This is a genomic window from Pedococcus aerophilus (assembly GCF_039532215.1).
GTDB classification, from domain to species: Bacteria; Actinomycetota; Actinomycetes; order Actinomycetales; family Dermatophilaceae; genus Pedococcus; species Pedococcus aerophilus.
In genome coordinates, this window is record NZ_BAAARN010000001.1 from 1,412,921 (window position 1) to 1,426,221 (window position 13,301).

A 13,301-nucleotide genomic window follows, 5' to 3' on the forward strand; every position below is an offset into this window, starting at 1 on the left:
GGACGGAGCGCGAGCTCAGCCCAGCGGGGCGTATGGCGCGCCGGCGGCTTCCAGCCGCTCCTTGCCACCGTCGAGCGCGGTGAGCACCCACAGCCCGTCGTCGGTGACCGCGACGGTGTTCTCCCAGTGGGCGGCGCGGGAGCCGTCGGTGGTGACGACGGTCCAGTCGTCGGCCAGCACCCGCGTCTCGGCGGACCCGAGGGTCACCATCGGCTCGATGGCGACCGTGACGCCAGAACGCACCGTCGGCCCCTTGTCGCGCACGCGGTAGTTGGGCACCTGCGGGTCCATGTGCATGGCCGTGCCGATGCCGTGGCCGACGTACTCCTCGACGATCCCGTAGTCGCGGCCGAACCGCTCCCCCGAGGCGACGACGCTGTCCTCGACACCGGCGCCGACCTCGTACAGCGACTCCCCCACCGTGAGCGCAGCGATGCCGGCCCACATGGAGTCCTCGGTGGCGTCGATGAGCTCGAGGTCCTCCGGGCGCCCGGCCTCACGACCGCCGACGATCACCGAGATCGCGGCGTCGCCGTGCCAGCCGTCGACGATGGCCCCGCAGTCGATGGAGATCAGGTCGCCCTCGGCCAGAACCCGCGAGCCCGGGATGCCGTGCACGACCTCCTCGTTGACCGACGTGCACAGCGAGCCCTTGAAGCCGTGGTAACCCAGGAACGACGGCGTCGCGCCGCAACCCCGGATGTGCTCCTCGGCCAGCTCGTCGAGCTGCTTGGTCGTCATGCCGGGGCGCACCGTCTGCGCCATCAGCTGAAGGGTCTGACCCACGACCAGGCCGGCCCTGCGCATGCGCAGGATCTGGTCAGGGGTCTTGGTGTCGATCTTGGACCGGCCGAACATCAGGAACGAGCAACCCCTTCGAGGGCCGTGGAGATGCGCGCGAAGACCTCGTCGACCGAACCCATGCCGTCGACCTGCACGAGCAGGCCGCGCTCGGAGTACACCTCGGTCAGCGGAGCGGTCTCACGACGGTAGATCGCCTGGCGCTCACGGATGACCTCTTCGGAGTCGTCGTCGCGACCCTCGATCTCGGCCCGCTTGAGCAACCGGGCGACGACGGCGTCCTCGTCCACGGTCAGCTCGAGGACGGCCTCGAGGGTGTGCCCGTGCTCGGCGAGGATGGCGTCGAGCGCGTCGACCTGGGCCGCGGTGCGGGGGTAGCCGTCGAGCAGGAAGCCCTTCTCGGCGTCGTCCTCGAAGAGGCGGTCGCGCACGATCGCGTTGGTGATCTCGTCGGTGACGTAGCCGCCGGACGCGAGCACCTCCTTGACCTGCTTGCCCAAGGGCGTCTCGTTCTTGATGTTGGCGCGGAAGATGTCGCCGGTCGAGATCGCGGGGATGCCGAAGGCGTCGGCGATGCGAGCGGCCTGGGTGCCCTTACCGGCACCGGGCGGGCCGAGGATGATGAGGCGCATTTACCGGAGGAACCCTTCGTAGTGACGCTGCTGGAGCTGGCTCTCGATCTGCTTCACCGTCTCCAGGCCGACGCCCACGATGATGAGGATGGAGGTGCCACCGAACGGGAAGTTCTGGTTGGCACCGACGAGGACCAGCGCGATCAGCGGGATCAGCGAGACGAGGCCGAGGTAGATGGCCCCGGGGACCGTGATGCGGGTGAGCACGTAGTCGAGGTACTCGGCCGTGGGTCGCCCGGCGCGGATACCTGGGATGAAGCCGCCGTAGCGCTTCATGTTGTCGGCGACCTCCGTCGGGTTGAACGTGATCGACACGTAGAAGAACGTGAAGAACAAGATCAGCGCGATGTAGGTGATCATGTAGATCGGGTGGTCACCTCGCACGAGGTGCTGCTCGATCCACGTGACCCAGCCGGCCTGGTCGCCGGTCGTCGACCGGTTGAACTGTGCCAGCAACGAGGGCAGGGCGAGCAGCGACGAGGCGAAGATCACGGGGATGACGCCGGCCATGTTGACCTTGAGCGGGATGTACGTGGACGTACCGCCGTACATCTGGCGGCCCACCTGGCGCTTGGCGTACTGCACGGGGATGCGCCGCTGGCTCTGCTCGACGAAGACGACGAGCGCGATGATGAGGAAGCCGAGCAGGATCACGCCGATGAAGATGTCCCAGCGACCGTCCTGCTGCTGGATGGCCCACAGCGAGCCCGGGAAGGTCGAGGCGATCGACGTGAAGATCAGCAGCGACATGCCGTTGCCGATGCCCTTGTCGGTGATCAGCTCACCCAGCCACATGACGACACCGGTGCCGGCGGTCATGGTGAGCACCATGATGACCAGCGTGGGGATGGAGTCGTTCGGCAGGATGCTCGTGCAGCTCGGGCCGAACAGCGCCGAGGGGTTCTGCGCGAAGGTGATCAGCGTCGAGGACTGCAGGATCGCGAGCCCGATCGTCAGGTAGCGCGTGTACTGCGTCATCTTCGTCTGGCCCTGCTGGCCCTCCTTCTTGAGGGCCTCGAACCGCGGGATCACCACGGTGAGGAGCTGCACGATGATGCTCGCCGTGATGTACGGCATGATCCCGAGCGCGAAGATCGACAGCTGCAGGAGCGCGCCACCACTGAAGAGGTTGGCCAGGCCCAGGACACCGGTCGTCGAGTCGGCGTTCTTGATGCAGTTCTGGACGGCCGTGTAGCTCACGCCGGGGACCGGCACGTGCGAGCCCATGCGGAAGATGAGCACGATGGCAAGCGTGAACAACAGCTTCCTGCGCAGGTCCGGCGTCTTGAACGCACGGGTGAAGGCGGTGAGCACAGGTCCTCCTGGATGGCGCGGGCCGAGCGGCCACGCGGTGAGACGGTCAGGCAATCCTAGGCACGATACCCCGAGGGGCAGCGCACGGTAACCAGTGACATGGCCACCGCGGGTCAGCGAACGGCAACCACCGTTGTGGTCGCCCGAACAGGACGGAACACGACAAACAGGTATGCCGCGGGCTCACCTTGAGCGGTGAGCCCGCGGCATACCTTCGAGCTGGGGTGGATCAGGCGGAGGTGACCGAGCCGCCAGCGGCCTCGATCTTCTCCTTGGCGGACGCCGAGAACTTGTCAGCGGTCACGGAGACCTTGACGCTGATCTCGCCGTCGCCGAGCACCTTGACCGGGAGGTTGTCCCGGACGGCGCCCTTGGCCACGAGGTCGTCGACGGTCACGTCGCCGCCCTGCGGGTAGAGGGCGGAGAGCTTGTCCAGGTTCACGACCTGGTACTCCACCTTGAACGGGTTCTTGAAGCCGCGGAGCTTCGGAAGCCGCATGTGCAGCGGCATCGCGCCACCCTCGAACCGCTCGGGCACCTGGTAGCGGGCCTTGGTGCCCTTGGTGCCACGACCGGCGGTCTTGCCCTTGGAGCCCTCACCGCGACCCACGCGGGTCTTGGCGGTCTTGGCACCCGGGGCGGGACGCAGGTGGTGCAACTTGAGGGCGGTGCCCTCGACGGACTTCTCCGACTTCGCAGCAGCGGCCTTGGTGGCCTTCTTCTCTGCCATGGTCAGTCAACCTCCTCGACGGCGACGAGGTGCGCCACCGTCTTGACCATCCCGCGGATCTCGGGACGGTCCTCCTTGACGACGACGTCGCCAATGCGCTTCAGACCGAGGCTGCGCAGGGTGTCACGCTGGTTCTGCTTGCCGCCGATCTCGGAACGGGTCTGGATCACCTTGAGGCGCATCAGGCACCTGCCTTGGCGGCCTCGCGGCCAGCAGCCTGGGCGCGCAGCATGGCGGCCGGGGCGACCTGGTCCACGGGGAGGCCGCGGCGGGCAGCCACTTCCTCCGGGCGCTCGAGACCCTTGAGGGCCGCGACCGTCGCGTGGACGATGTTGATCGCGTTGTCCGAGCCGAGCGACTTGCTCAGCACGTCGTGGATGCCGGCGCACTCGAGCACCGCGCGCACCGGACCACCGGCGATGACACCGGTACCGGGAGCAGCGGGACGGAGCATGACGACACCGGCCGCGGCCTCACCCTGCACGGGGTGCGGGATGGTGCCCTGAATGCGCGGGACCTTGAAGAACTCCTTCTTGGCCTCCTCGACACCCTTGGCGATCGCGGCGGGAACTTCCTTGGCCTTGCCGTAGCCGACACCGACGGTGCCGTCGCCGTCACCCACCACCACGAGGGCGGTGAAGCTGAAGCGGCGGCCGCCCTTGACGACCTTGGCAACGCGGTTGATGGTCACGACGCGCTCGACGTAGGCGCTCTTCTCGGCCTGGTCGCGGCCGCCGTCACGGCGGTTGTCGCGGCCACCGCCGCGGCGGTCGTTGCGCTCGCCTCCGGCGGTACCGGTGGCTCCAGTGCCTCGACGCTGGGGTCCGGGCATCAGATGTTCCTCATCTCAATAACGGTTGCGGTGGTCACAGGGCCAGCCCACCCTCGCGGGCGCCTTCGGCGATGGCCGCGACACGACCGTGGTAGCGGTTGCCACCCCGGTCGAAGACGACGGCCTCGACGCCGGCGCTCTTGGCACGCTCGGCCAGCAGCTCGCCGACCTTGCGGGCCTTGGCGGTCTTGTCGCCCTCGAACGAACGCAGGTCCGCCTCCATGGTGGAGGCCGACGCCACGGTCTTGCCGAGGGTGTCGTCGACGACCTGCACGAAGACGTGGCGCGACGAACGGGAGACGACCAGGCGCGGACGAACCGCGGTGCCGGTCACCTTCTTGCGCAGGCGCAGGTGGCGACGGCCGCGTGCAGCGGACTTGCCCTTGGCGCGCTTGACGATCATTGCCATGACTTACTTACCGGCCTTTCCGACCTTGCGACGGATGTGCTCGCCCGCATACCGCACGCCCTTGCCCTTGTACGGGTCGGGCTTGCGCAGCTTGCGGATGTTCGCGGCAACCTCGCCGACCAGCTGCTTGTCGATGCCCTGGACCGCGAAGCGGGTCGGGTTCTCGACGGCGAAGGAGATGCCCTCGGGGGCCTCGACGGTGATCGAGTGGCTGTAACCGAGCGCGAACTCCAGGCTTCCGCCCTTGTTCGCGACGCGGTAACCCGTGCCGTGGATCTCCATCTTCTTCTCGTAGCCCTCGGTGACACCGAGGACCATGTTGTTGATGAGCGAGCGGGTCAGGCCGTGCAGGGCACGGGACTGGCGCTCGTCGTTGGGCCGCTTGACCTCAAGGGCCTCGTCACCCTTCTCAACGGTGATCGGCTCGGCCACACGGTGGCTGAGCTCGCCCTTGGGGCCCTTCACCTTGACGGTCTGACCGTCGATGGTGATGTCGACACCGCTGGGGATGGAGACCGGGAGTCGTCCAATACGCGACATGTCGAATACCCCTTACCAGACGTAGGCGAGGACTTCCCCGCCCACACCCTTGGAAGCCGCCTGACGGTCCGTGAGGAGCCCAGACGAGGTGGAAATGATGGCCACACCGAGACCGCCGAGAACCTTGGGAAGGTTCGTCGACTTGGCGTAGACGCGCAGACCGGGCTTGGAGACACGGCGCACGCCAGCGATGGAACGCTCGCGGTTGGGGCCGTACTTGAGCTCGATCGTCAGCGTCTTGCCGACCTCGGCATCCTCGACCTTCCAGGAGGCGATGTAGCCCTCAGCCTGGAGGATCTCGGCAACGTGGGACTTCAGCTTGGAAAACGGCATGGAGACAGCGTCGTGGTGCGCCGAGTTGGCGTTCCGGACGCGCGTCAACATGTCCGCAATCGGGTCAGTCATGGTCATGGGCTTCTCCGGCCCTCTCTCACCGCGGTTTCACTGCGCTGTGCGCTGCGACCTGCGATGTAGAACGAAATCAATGGGTGGGGTGGTGCTGAGCTTCTCTACCAGGAGCTCTTGGTGATGCCGGGCAGCTCACCGCGGTGTGCCATCTCGCGAAGGCAGATGCGGCAGAGCCCGAACTTGCGGTAGACCGAGTGCGGTCGGCCGCAGCGCTGGCAACGGGTGTAGCCACGCACCTTGAACTTCGGCTTCTTGTTGGCCTTGTTGACCAGGGCGGTCTTCGCCATGTCAGTTCTCCTTGAAGGGGAAGCCGAGCGCCTTGAGCAGTGCGCGGCCCTCGTCGTCGTTGGTGGCGGTGGTCACCACGGTGATGTCCATGCCACGCACGCGGTCGATCCGGTCCTGGTCGATCTCGTGGAACATCGACTGCTCGGTCAGACCGAAGGTGTAGTTGCCGTTGCCGTCGAACTGCTTCGGCGACAGACCACGGAAGTCACGGATGCGGGGCAGCGCCGTGGAGACGAGGCGGTCGAGGAACTCCCACATGCGGTCGCCACGCAGCGTGGTGTGCGCGCCGATCGGCATGCCCTCACGCAGCTTGAACTGGGCGATCGACTTGCGGGCCTTGGTGACGAGCGGCTTCTGGCCGGTGATGGCCGAGAGGTCGCGGATCGCACCCTCGATGAGCTTGGCGTCCTTGGCAGCGTCACCGACACCCATGTTCACGACGACCTTGACGACGCCGGGGACCTGCATGACGTTGGCGTGGCCGAACTGCTGCTGCAGCTGACCCTTGATCTCGTCGGCGTAGCGCGTCTTCAGACGCGGCGCCTGCTTGGTTGCAGTCTCAGTCATGTCAGAGGTCCTTGCCCGAGCGCACCGCGACGCGAGTACGAACGGTCTTCTCGCGGCCGTTGCGCTCAACGGTCTCGACGCGCGTCTTGACGCGGGTCGGCTTCTTGTCGGTCGGGTCGACGATCGCCACGTTGCTCACGTGGATCGCGGCTTCCTGGACGACCAGGCCACCGGTGCGGGTGCCACGGGCGGACTGACCGGCCTTGGTGTGGCGGGTCACGCGGTTGACGCCCTCGACGAGCACGCGCTCGGTCTCGGGGTACACGGCGATGACCTTGCCCTGCTTGGTCTTGTCCTTGCCCGTGAGGACCTGGACGAGATCGCCCTTCTTGATCTTCATCTTCTTGGGGGCTGCCATGGCTCAGAGCACCTCCGGCGCCAGCGAAATGATCTTCATGAACTTCTTCTCGCGCAGCTCGCGGCCCACCGGACCGAAGATGCGGGTGCCACGGGGGTCCCCGTCGCCCTTGAGGATGACGGCGGCGTTCTCGTCGAACTTGATGTAGCTGCCGTCGGAGCGACGACGCTCCTTCGTGGTGCGAACGATGACGGCCTTGACGACGTCGCCCTTCTTGACGTTGCCGCCGGGGATGGCGTCCTTGACGGCGGCGACGATCACGTCACCGATGCCGGCGTAACGACGACCCGAACCACCGAGAACACGGATGCAAAGGATCTCCTTGGCACCAGTGTTGTCGGCGACACGCAGTCGCGACTCCTGCTGGATCACTGTCTAACTCCTGTCGTCGAGCTGGTTCTCACACGCGGTGAGCCTTGCCGAACTGTGGGTGGTCTTGTTTCCGTGCCCCGCGGCATACCCGGCCTGGTGGCCCGGCACGCCGCGGTGGCAACGGTATGTCGTGGTGTGCGGCAGTCCGAGGACTACTTGGCCTTCTCGAGGATCTCCACCACGCGCCAGCGCTTGGTGGCCGACAGCGGTCGGGTCTCCATGATCAGCACGCGGTCGCCGATGCCGGCGGCGTTCAGCTCGTCGTGGGCCTTGACCTTGCTCGAGCGACGCAGGACCTTGCCGTAGAGCGCGTGCTTGACGCGGTCCTCGACCTCGACCACGACGGTCTTGTCCATCTTGTCGCTCACCACGTAACCCTGACGGGTCTTGCGGTAGTTGCGGTCTGCGGCCGTCACGGCCTCGTCCTTCACGTTCTTGCTCATGCCGACTTCTCCGTGCTCTTCGGGGTGGCCCCACCGATGCCGAGCTCGCGCTCACGCAGCTCGGTGTAGATGCGCGCGATGTCCTTGCGGACCGCGCGCAGCCGGCCGTGGTTGTCCAGCTGGCCCGTGGCCGACTGGAACCGGAGGTTGAACAGCTCCTCCTTGGCCTTGCGGAGCTCGTCCACCAGGCGCTCGTCATCGAGACCACGCATGTTCTCGGACGTCAGGTCCTTGGATCCGACTGCCATCAGATGTCACCACCCTCACGCCGAACGAAGCGGCACTTCATGGGGAGCTTGTGCATCGCCAGACGCATCGCCTCACGGGCGACCTCTTCGGACACACCGGAGATCTCGAACATCACGCGACCAGGCTTGACGTTGGCGATCCACCACTCGGGGGAACCCTTACCGGAACCCATGCGGGTCTCGGCGGGCTTCTTGGTCAGCGGGCGGTCGGGGTAGATGTTGATCCACACCTTTCCACCACGCTTCATGTAACGCGTCATCGCAATACGAGCGGACTCGATCTGACGGTTGGTGACGTAGGCGGGCTCGAGGGCCTGGATGCCGTAGTCGCCGAACGCGATCTTCGTGCCACCCTTCGCAGCGCCGGAGCGACCCGGGTGGTGCTGCTTGCGGTGCTTGACTCGACGAGGAATCAACATGTCAGGACTGCTCTCCCTCAGTGCTCGCAGCGGCTGCCGGGGCCGGGGCCTCGGTGGCGGGTGCTGCAGCAGCGGTCTCGGTGGCGGTGCCCTCCGGACGCTCGCGACGAGCGCGGGCCGGACGGTCGGCGCCATCACGACGCGGGCCACGGCTCGGGCGCGGCGCAGCAGCCTGCTGCTGGGCCAGCTCGCGAGCGGTGACGTCGCCCTTGTAGATCCACACCTTGACGCCGATGCGACCGAAGGTGGTGCGGGCCTCGTAGAAGCCGTAGTCGATCTGCGCACGCAGGGTGTGCAGCGGGACGCGACCCTCACGGTAGAACTCCGTGCGGGACATCTCGGCGCCGCCGAGGCGACCGGAGACCTGGACACGGATGCCCTTGGCGCCGGCGCGGGTGGCGGACTGCATGCCCTTGCGCATCGCACGACGGAACGACACACGAGCAGAGAGCTGCTCGGCGATGCCCTGGGCGACCAGCTGGGAGTCGACCTCGGGGTTCTTGACCTCGAGGATGTTCAGCTGCACCTGCTTGCCCGTGAGCTTCTCGAGCTCGCCACGGATGCGGTCGGCCTCTGCGCCGCGCCGACCGATGACGATGCCGGGACGCGCGGTGTGGATGTCCACACGGACGCGGTCACGGGTGCGCTCGATCTCCACGCGGGAGATGCCGGCCCGCTCCATGCCCTCGGACATGAGCTTGCGGATGGCGACGTCTTCCTTGACGTAGTCGCGGTACCGCTGACCCTCCTTGGTGGAGTCAGCGAACCAGCGGCTCTTGTGCTCGGTGGTGATACCGAGGCGGAAGCCGTGCGGGTTGACCTTCTGGCCCATTAGCGGGTGCCTCCCTTGGTGGTCTTCGGCGTGACGACCACGGTGATGTGGCTGGTCCGCTTGTTGATGCGGGCCGCGCGGCCCTGGGCACGCGGGCGGAACCGCTTCATCGTCGGGCCCTCGTCGACGTAGGCGGCGCTGATGACGAGGTTGCGCTCGTCAAAGGCCTCCGACGCCTTGTCGGCCTTGACCCGGGCGTTGGCGATGGCGCTCTCGAGCACCTTCTGGATCGGGTCGGACGCGGACTGCGGCGCGAACTTCAGCACGCCGATGGCCTCGACGGCCTGCTTGCCGCGGATGAGGTCGACGATGCGACGCGCCTTCTGGGGCGTGACGCGGACGGACCGCGCAATCGCCTTGGCTTCCATCACGTTGTCCTTGTTCTCGGTGGGGGCGGCCATCAGCGACGACGCCCCTTCTTGTCTTCCTTCACGTGACCCTTGAACGTGCGGGTCGGCGCGAACTCGCCGAGCTTGTGGCCGACCATCGACTCGGTGACGAACACCGGGACGTGCTTGCGGCCGTCGTGGACGGCGAAGGTGTGACCGAGCATGTCGGGGCTGATGACCGACCGACGTGACCAGGTCTTGATGACTGTCTTGGTGCCCGCTTCGTTCTGGACGTCGACCTTCTTCTGAAGGTGGCCGTCGATGAAGGGGCCCTTCTTCAAGCTACGAGGCATGGTTTCTCAGGCTCCTTCTCAGCGCTTCTTGCCAGTACGACGGCGACGGACGATCATCTTGTCGCTCGGCTTGCCGGGGCGGCGGGTGCGGCCCTCGGCCTGTCCCCACGGGCTGACCGGGTGGCGTCCACCGGAGGTCTTGCCCTCTCCACCACCGTGCGGGTGGTCGACCGGGTTCATGGCGACACCACGGACGGTCGGGCGCTTGCCCTTCCACCGCATGCGGCCGGCCTTGCCCCAGTTGATGTTGGACTGCTCGGCGTTGCCCACCTCGCCGACCGTGGCGCGGCAGCGCAGGTCGACGTTGCGGATCTCGCCGGACGGCATACGCAGCTGGGCGTAGGGGCCGTCCTTGGCGACGAGCTGCACACGCACACCAGCCGAACGGGCGATCTTCGCGCCGCCACCGGGCTTGAGCTCGACGGCGTGGATGACCGTACCGGTCGGGATGTTGCGCAGCGGCAGGCTGTTGCCGGGCTTGATGTCGGCACCGGGGCCGTTCTCGATGTTGGCGCCCTGCTCCAGGCCACGAGGGGCCAGGATGTAGCGCTTCTCACCGTCGGCGTAGTGCAGCAGGGCGATGCGTGCGGTGCGGTTGGGGTCGTACTCGATGTGAGCGACCTTGGCCGGCACGCCGTCCTTGTCGTGGCGACGGAAGTCGATGACGCGGTATGCGCGCTTGTGACCTCCACCGATGTGACGGGTCGTGATGCGGCCGTTGCTGTTGCGTCCACCGGACTTGGTCAGTGGACGAACCAGCGACTTCTCCGGAGTGGAGCGCGTGACCTCGACGAAGTCGGCAACGCTGGAGCCTCGACGGCCAGGCGTCGTCGGCTTGTACTTGCGGATACCCATGTTTGAAAGTCCCTAACGTCTCTTCAGCGTCCTGGTCAGGCGCCGGCACCGAAGATGTCGATCGAGCCCTCGCGGAGGGTGACGATCGCACGCTTGGTGTCCTTGCGCTTGCCGATGCCGAACCGCGTGCGACGGGTCTTGCCGACACGGTTGAGGGTGTGCACGGAGTCGACCTTGACACCGAAGACACGCTCAACGGCGATCTTGATCTCGGTCTTGTTGGCCCGCGGGTCGACGATGAAGGTGTACTTGCCCTGGTCGAGCAGCGAGTACGACTTCTCGGAAACGACCGGAGCGATCAGGATGTCGCGGGGGTCCTTGCCTGCAGCGAGCGTGCTCACTTGCTCTCCTCCTCATCCGCAGACTCGGCGGCCTTGGCAGCCTTCGTCGTCTTCGCGGGCTTGTCAGCCTTGTCGGCCTTGGCAGCCTTCGCCGGCTTCTCGGCCTTGTCAGCCTTCTTCTCGGCCTTCTTGGCGGCGGGCTTCTCGGCCGCGGCGGGCTCTGCAGCCTCGACCTCGATCTCGATGACGCCACCCACGGGCTGGGCACCGGAGACGAACGCCTCCAGGGCAGCCGTGGTGAAGACCACGTCGTCCGACATCAGCACGTCGTACGTGTTGAGCTGGTCGGCCGCGAGGACGTGGATGCCCTCGAGGTTGCGCACCGACTTCAGCGACACGAGGTCGCTGCGGTCGAGCACGACGAGGATGTTGGTCCGCGTGGTGAGACCAGCCAGCAGGGCCGCGGCGTCCTTGGTGGACGGAGCAGCAGCGGTGACCAGCGAGTCGACCACGTGGACGCGACCGTTGCGGGCCCGGTCGGAGAGGGCGCCACGCAGGGCGGCGGCCTTCATCTTCTTGGGCGTCCGCTGCGAGTAGTCACGCGGCTGCGGGCCGTGGACGATGCCACCGCCGGCGAACTGCGGGGCGCGGGTCGAGCCCTGACGGGCGCGACCGGTGCCCTTCTGGCGGTAGGGCTTGCGCCCACCGCCGCGGACCTCGCCGCGGGTCTTGGTCGAGTGCGTGCCCTGACGAGCGGCAGCCATCTGTGCGACGACGACCTGGTGGATCAGCGGCACGTTGACCTGGACGTCGAAGATCTCGGCGGGCAGGTCAGCAGCGACAGTCTTGGTAGCCATGATGATCAGGCTCCCTTCGCGGCCGTGCGGACGAGGACGGTGCCGCCGCGGGGGCCGGGAACGGCACCCTTGACGAGCAGCAGGCCGCGCTCGACGTCCACGGCGTGGATCGTGAGGTTCTGGGTGGTCTGACGCACGCCGCCCATCCGGCCGGCCATGCGCATGCCCTTGAAGACGCGACCCGGGGTGGCGCAGCCACCGATCGAGCCCGGCTTGCGGTGGTTCTTGTGCGCACCGTGGGAGGAGCTGACGCCGTGGAAGCCGTGACGCTTCATGACACCGGCGAAGCCCTTGCCCTTGGTGGTGCCGGTGACGTCGATGTCCTGGCCGGCCTCGAAGGTCTCGACCGTGACTTCCTGGCCGAGCGAGTACTCGGCGGCGTCAGCGGTGCGGAGCTCCACGAGGTGGCGACGCGGGGTCACGCCGGCCTTCTCGAAGTGGCCGGTGAGGGGCTTGGTCACCTTGCGGGGGTCGATCGCGCCGAACGCGATCTGGACGGCGGCATAGCCGTCGGTGGCGGCGTCGCGCACCTGCGTGACGACGCAGGGGCCAGCCTCGATGACGGTGACGGGGATGAGCCGGTTCTCGGCGTCCCACACCTGGGTCATGCCGAGCTTCTTGCCCAGCACACCCTTCACGGTCTTGGTAGCAGTGTCGGTCATTGTCGCCAGCCTCAGAGCTTGATCTCGATGTTGACGTCAGCCGGCAGGTCGAGACGCATCAGCGAGTCGACGGCCTTCGGCGTCGGGTCGATGATGTCGATCAAGCGCTTGTGGGTGCGCATCTCGAAGTGCTCGCGGCTGTCCTTGTACTTGTGCGGCGAACGGATGACCACGAAGACATTCTTCTCCGTGGGCAGCGGCACTGGGCCGACCACCGTCGCGCCAGCACGGGTGACCGTGTCGACAATCTTGCGCGCCGAGTTGTCGATGACCTCGTGGTCATACGACTTCAAGCGGATGCGGATCTTCTGTCCCGCCATCTCCGTTACGTCTCTCTCTCGCCGAACATCTAACCGGCCCTGTGGTCTTCTCCGACCCCCGCGGTCGGGTGTGTCGCACCCGCTTCGCGGTCCGGCGACATGCGTTTTCACGCAGTGGTCACGCAGATCGGATAGTTTCCGGCAGAGCCGGGGCTTGCGCTTCCCTGGAGTGTCGCCCCGAGCGCGTAGGCACTCGGTTCGAGGTGTGTCACCGGGGGTGGCGGCGTCGACATGGGTCAACGGCGCGCGTCAAGCAACCGGTCCAGTGTGCCAGAGCCCCCCGCGACCTACCAAATCGAGGTCCAGCGGCTCGGCAACTGTGGCCTCGTGGCGCGTCGCGCCACGTCCACCCACCCTACGGCCTCCCTTGCCGCGCGCCGACCAGTGCTGCGGGTGGCCACCTCCGCGCAATGCCGGTACGGCGCCATACGACTCACGGTGAGCACTCGCG

22 protein-coding genes and 2 pseudogenes are annotated in these 13,301 nt (G+C 66.9%); all 24 read right to left on the reverse strand.

Features of this window, described 5'->3' with window-relative positions:
• Positions 1–15: 15 nt before the first annotated feature.
• Positions 16–858, reverse strand: coding sequence for a type I methionyl aminopeptidase (gene map / locus ABD286_RS06665; protein WP_344191462.1), 843 nt, complete (start codon positions 856–858; stop codon positions 16–18).
• The gene (locus tag ABD286_RS06670) at positions 858–1,433 is read right to left on the reverse strand and encodes an adenylate kinase (RefSeq protein ID WP_344191464.1); all 576 of its coding nucleotides are present in this window, start codon (positions 1,431–1,433) and stop codon (positions 858–860) included. Before ABD286_RS06670 ends, map begins: the two co-directional genes overlap by 1 nt.
• Positions 1,434–2,747: a preprotein translocase subunit SecY gene (gene secY / locus ABD286_RS06675; RefSeq protein WP_344191466.1), complete on the reverse strand. Its 1,314-nt coding sequence runs from the start codon at positions 2,745–2,747 to the stop codon at positions 1,434–1,436. It abuts the gene before it with no gap.
• 229 nt (positions 2,748–2,976) lie between these two features.
• The gene (rplO, locus tag ABD286_RS06680; protein ID WP_082552894.1) at positions 2,977–3,477 is read right to left on the reverse strand and encodes a 50S ribosomal protein L15; all 501 of its coding nucleotides are present in this window, start codon (positions 3,475–3,477) and stop codon (positions 2,977–2,979) included.
• A gap of 2 nt (positions 3,478–3,479) precedes the next feature.
• Positions 3,480–3,662 carry a 50S ribosomal protein L30 gene (gene rpmD / locus ABD286_RS06685; protein ID WP_056917240.1) on the reverse strand — a complete coding sequence of 61 codons (183 nt, stop codon included), beginning with the start codon at positions 3,660–3,662 and terminating at the stop codon, positions 3,480–3,482.
• Positions 3,659–4,309, reverse strand: a complete 651-nt coding sequence (gene rpsE, locus ABD286_RS06690; RefSeq protein WP_344191469.1) for a 30S ribosomal protein S5 — start codon at positions 4,307–4,309, stop codon at positions 3,659–3,661. The genes rpmD and rpsE overlap by 4 nt, the downstream gene beginning before the upstream one ends.
• Before the next feature lie 34 nt (positions 4,310–4,343).
• Positions 4,344–4,718, reverse strand: coding sequence for a 50S ribosomal protein L18 (gene rplR, locus ABD286_RS06695; protein WP_344191471.1), 375 nt, complete (start codon positions 4,716–4,718; stop codon positions 4,344–4,346).
• A gap of 3 nt (positions 4,719–4,721) precedes the next feature.
• Entirely contained in the window at positions 4,722–5,258 is a 537-nt protein-coding gene (rplF, locus tag ABD286_RS06700; protein ID WP_344191473.1) for a 50S ribosomal protein L6, read from the reverse strand.
• Between the two features lie 12 nt (positions 5,259–5,270).
• Positions 5,271–5,669 (reverse strand): 30S ribosomal protein S8, encoded by a 399-nt coding sequence (gene rpsH, locus ABD286_RS06705; RefSeq protein WP_056915458.1) that lies wholly within the window; start codon positions 5,667–5,669, stop codon positions 5,271–5,273.
• A gap of 98 nt (positions 5,670–5,767) precedes the next feature.
• On the reverse strand, positions 5,768–5,953 hold the full coding sequence (locus ABD286_RS06710) for a type Z 30S ribosomal protein S14 (protein WP_344191476.1): 186 nt from the start codon (positions 5,951–5,953) through the stop codon (positions 5,768–5,770).
• Between the two features lies 1 nt (position 5,954).
• The gene (gene rplE / locus ABD286_RS06715; RefSeq protein ID WP_344191479.1) at positions 5,955–6,521 is read right to left on the reverse strand and encodes a 50S ribosomal protein L5; all 567 of its coding nucleotides are present in this window, start codon (positions 6,519–6,521) and stop codon (positions 5,955–5,957) included.
• Position 6,522: 1 nt separating this feature from the next.
• Positions 6,523–6,879: a 50S ribosomal protein L24 gene (rplX, locus tag ABD286_RS06720; protein WP_344191481.1), complete on the reverse strand. Its 357-nt coding sequence runs from the start codon at positions 6,877–6,879 to the stop codon at positions 6,523–6,525.
• A 3-nt stretch (positions 6,880–6,882) separates the two neighbouring features.
• The gene (gene rplN / locus ABD286_RS06725; RefSeq protein ID WP_056883304.1) at positions 6,883–7,251 is read right to left on the reverse strand and encodes a 50S ribosomal protein L14; all 369 of its coding nucleotides are present in this window, start codon (positions 7,249–7,251) and stop codon (positions 6,883–6,885) included.
• A gap of 152 nt (positions 7,252–7,403) precedes the next feature.
• Positions 7,404–7,694, reverse strand: a complete 291-nt coding sequence (rpsQ, locus tag ABD286_RS06730) for a 30S ribosomal protein S17 (protein WP_344191484.1) — start codon at positions 7,692–7,694, stop codon at positions 7,404–7,406.
• A 35-nt stretch (positions 7,695–7,729) separates the two neighbouring features.
• A pseudogene (gene rpmC / locus ABD286_RS06735) lies at positions 7,730–7,942 on the reverse strand (50S ribosomal protein L29); the annotation flags it as partial.
• Positions 7,942–8,361: a 50S ribosomal protein L16 gene (gene rplP / locus ABD286_RS06740; protein ID WP_056915463.1), complete on the reverse strand. Its 420-nt coding sequence runs from the start codon at positions 8,359–8,361 to the stop codon at positions 7,942–7,944. The gene rplP and the pseudogene rpmC, both read right to left, overlap by 1 nt.
• A 1-nt stretch (position 8,362) precedes the next feature.
• The gene (gene rpsC, locus ABD286_RS06745) at positions 8,363–9,193 is read right to left on the reverse strand and encodes a 30S ribosomal protein S3 (protein WP_056915464.1); all 831 of its coding nucleotides are present in this window, start codon (positions 9,191–9,193) and stop codon (positions 8,363–8,365) included.
• On the reverse strand, positions 9,193–9,561 hold the full coding sequence (gene rplV, locus ABD286_RS06750; protein WP_056917241.1) for a 50S ribosomal protein L22: 369 nt from the start codon (positions 9,559–9,561) through the stop codon (positions 9,193–9,195). The genes rpsC and rplV overlap by 1 nt, the downstream gene beginning before the upstream one ends.
• Positions 9,562–9,593: 32 nt before the next feature.
• Positions 9,594–9,875 carry a 30S ribosomal protein S19 gene (gene rpsS / locus ABD286_RS06755; RefSeq protein ID WP_056915465.1) on the reverse strand — a complete coding sequence of 94 codons (282 nt, stop codon included), beginning with the start codon at positions 9,873–9,875 and terminating at the stop codon, positions 9,594–9,596.
• A gap of 18 nt (positions 9,876–9,893) precedes the next feature.
• Positions 9,894–10,730 carry a 50S ribosomal protein L2 gene (gene rplB, locus ABD286_RS06760; RefSeq protein ID WP_344191487.1) on the reverse strand — a complete coding sequence of 279 codons (837 nt, stop codon included), beginning with the start codon at positions 10,728–10,730 and terminating at the stop codon, positions 9,894–9,896.
• 35 nt (positions 10,731–10,765) lie between these two features.
• Positions 10,766–11,071 (reverse strand): 50S ribosomal protein L23, encoded by a 306-nt coding sequence (rplW, locus tag ABD286_RS06765; RefSeq protein ID WP_056883297.1) that lies wholly within the window; start codon positions 11,069–11,071, stop codon positions 10,766–10,768.
• A gap of 206 nt (positions 11,072–11,277) precedes the next feature.
• Positions 11,278–11,868, reverse strand: a pseudogene (rplD, locus tag ABD286_RS06770) (50S ribosomal protein L4); the annotation flags it as partial.
• A 5-nt stretch (positions 11,869–11,873) separates the two neighbouring features.
• Entirely contained in the window at positions 11,874–12,530 is a 657-nt protein-coding gene (gene rplC, locus ABD286_RS06775) for a 50S ribosomal protein L3 (RefSeq protein WP_344191491.1), read from the reverse strand.
• An 11-nt stretch (positions 12,531–12,541) separates the two neighbouring features.
• Positions 12,542–12,850, reverse strand: a complete 309-nt coding sequence (gene rpsJ / locus ABD286_RS06780; protein ID WP_009775966.1) for a 30S ribosomal protein S10 — start codon at positions 12,848–12,850, stop codon at positions 12,542–12,544.
• Positions 12,851–13,301 lie beyond the last annotated feature (451 nt).

Bases quoted from the DNA above. Each gene is read 5' to 3' on its own strand.
- ABD286_RS06710 (WP_344191476.1), bottom strand. From the start codon at position 5,953: ATGGCGAAGACCGCCCTGGTCAACAAGGCCAACAAGAAGCCGAAGTTC.
- rpsE (WP_344191469.1), bottom strand. From the start codon at position 4,309: ATGCCCGGACCCCAGCGTCGAGGCACTGGAGCCACCGGTACCGCCGGA.
- rpsH (WP_056915458.1), bottom strand. From the start codon at position 5,669: ATGACCATGACTGACCCGATTGCGGACATGTTGACGCGCGTCCGGAAC.
- ABD286_RS06670 (WP_344191464.1), bottom strand. From the start codon at position 1,433: ATGCGCCTCATCATCCTCGGCCCGCCCGGTGCCGGTAAGGGCACCCAG.
- rplX (WP_344191481.1), bottom strand. From the start codon at position 6,879: ATGGCAGCCCCCAAGAAGATGAAGATCAAGAAGGGCGATCTCGTCCAG.
- rplV (WP_056917241.1), bottom strand. From the start codon at position 9,561: ATGGAAGCCAAGGCGATTGCGCGGTCCGTCCGCGTCACGCCCCAGAAG.
- rplC (WP_344191491.1), bottom strand. From the start codon at position 12,530: ATGACCGACACTGCTACCAAGACCGTGAAGGGTGTGCTGGGCAAGAAG.
- rpsC (WP_056915464.1), bottom strand. From the start codon at position 9,193: ATGGGCCAGAAGGTCAACCCGCACGGCTTCCGCCTCGGTATCACCACC.
- rplF (WP_344191473.1), bottom strand. From the start codon at position 5,258: ATGTCGCGTATTGGACGACTCCCGGTCTCCATCCCCAGCGGTGTCGAC.
- rplP (WP_056915463.1), bottom strand. From the start codon at position 8,361: ATGTTGATTCCTCGTCGAGTCAAGCACCGCAAGCAGCACCACCCGGGT.
- rpsQ (WP_344191484.1), bottom strand. From the start codon at position 7,694: ATGAGCAAGAACGTGAAGGACGAGGCCGTGACGGCCGCAGACCGCAAC.
- map (WP_344191462.1), bottom strand. From the start codon at position 858: ATGTTCGGCCGGTCCAAGATCGACACCAAGACCCCTGACCAGATCCTG.
- rplB (WP_344191487.1), bottom strand. From the start codon at position 10,730: ATGGGTATCCGCAAGTACAAGCCGACGACGCCTGGCCGTCGAGGCTCC.
- rpsS (WP_056915465.1), bottom strand. From the start codon at position 9,875: ATGCCTCGTAGCTTGAAGAAGGGCCCCTTCATCGACGGCCACCTTCAG.
- rpsJ (WP_009775966.1), bottom strand. From the start codon at position 12,850: ATGGCGGGACAGAAGATCCGCATCCGCTTGAAGTCGTATGACCACGAG.
- rplE (WP_344191479.1), bottom strand. From the start codon at position 6,521: ATGACTGAGACTGCAACCAAGCAGGCGCCGCGTCTGAAGACGCGCTAC.
- rplR (WP_344191471.1), bottom strand. From the start codon at position 4,718: ATGGCAATGATCGTCAAGCGCGCCAAGGGCAAGTCCGCTGCACGCGGC.
- rplO (WP_082552894.1), bottom strand. From the start codon at position 3,477: ATGGCAGAGAAGAAGGCCACCAAGGCCGCTGCTGCGAAGTCGGAGAAG.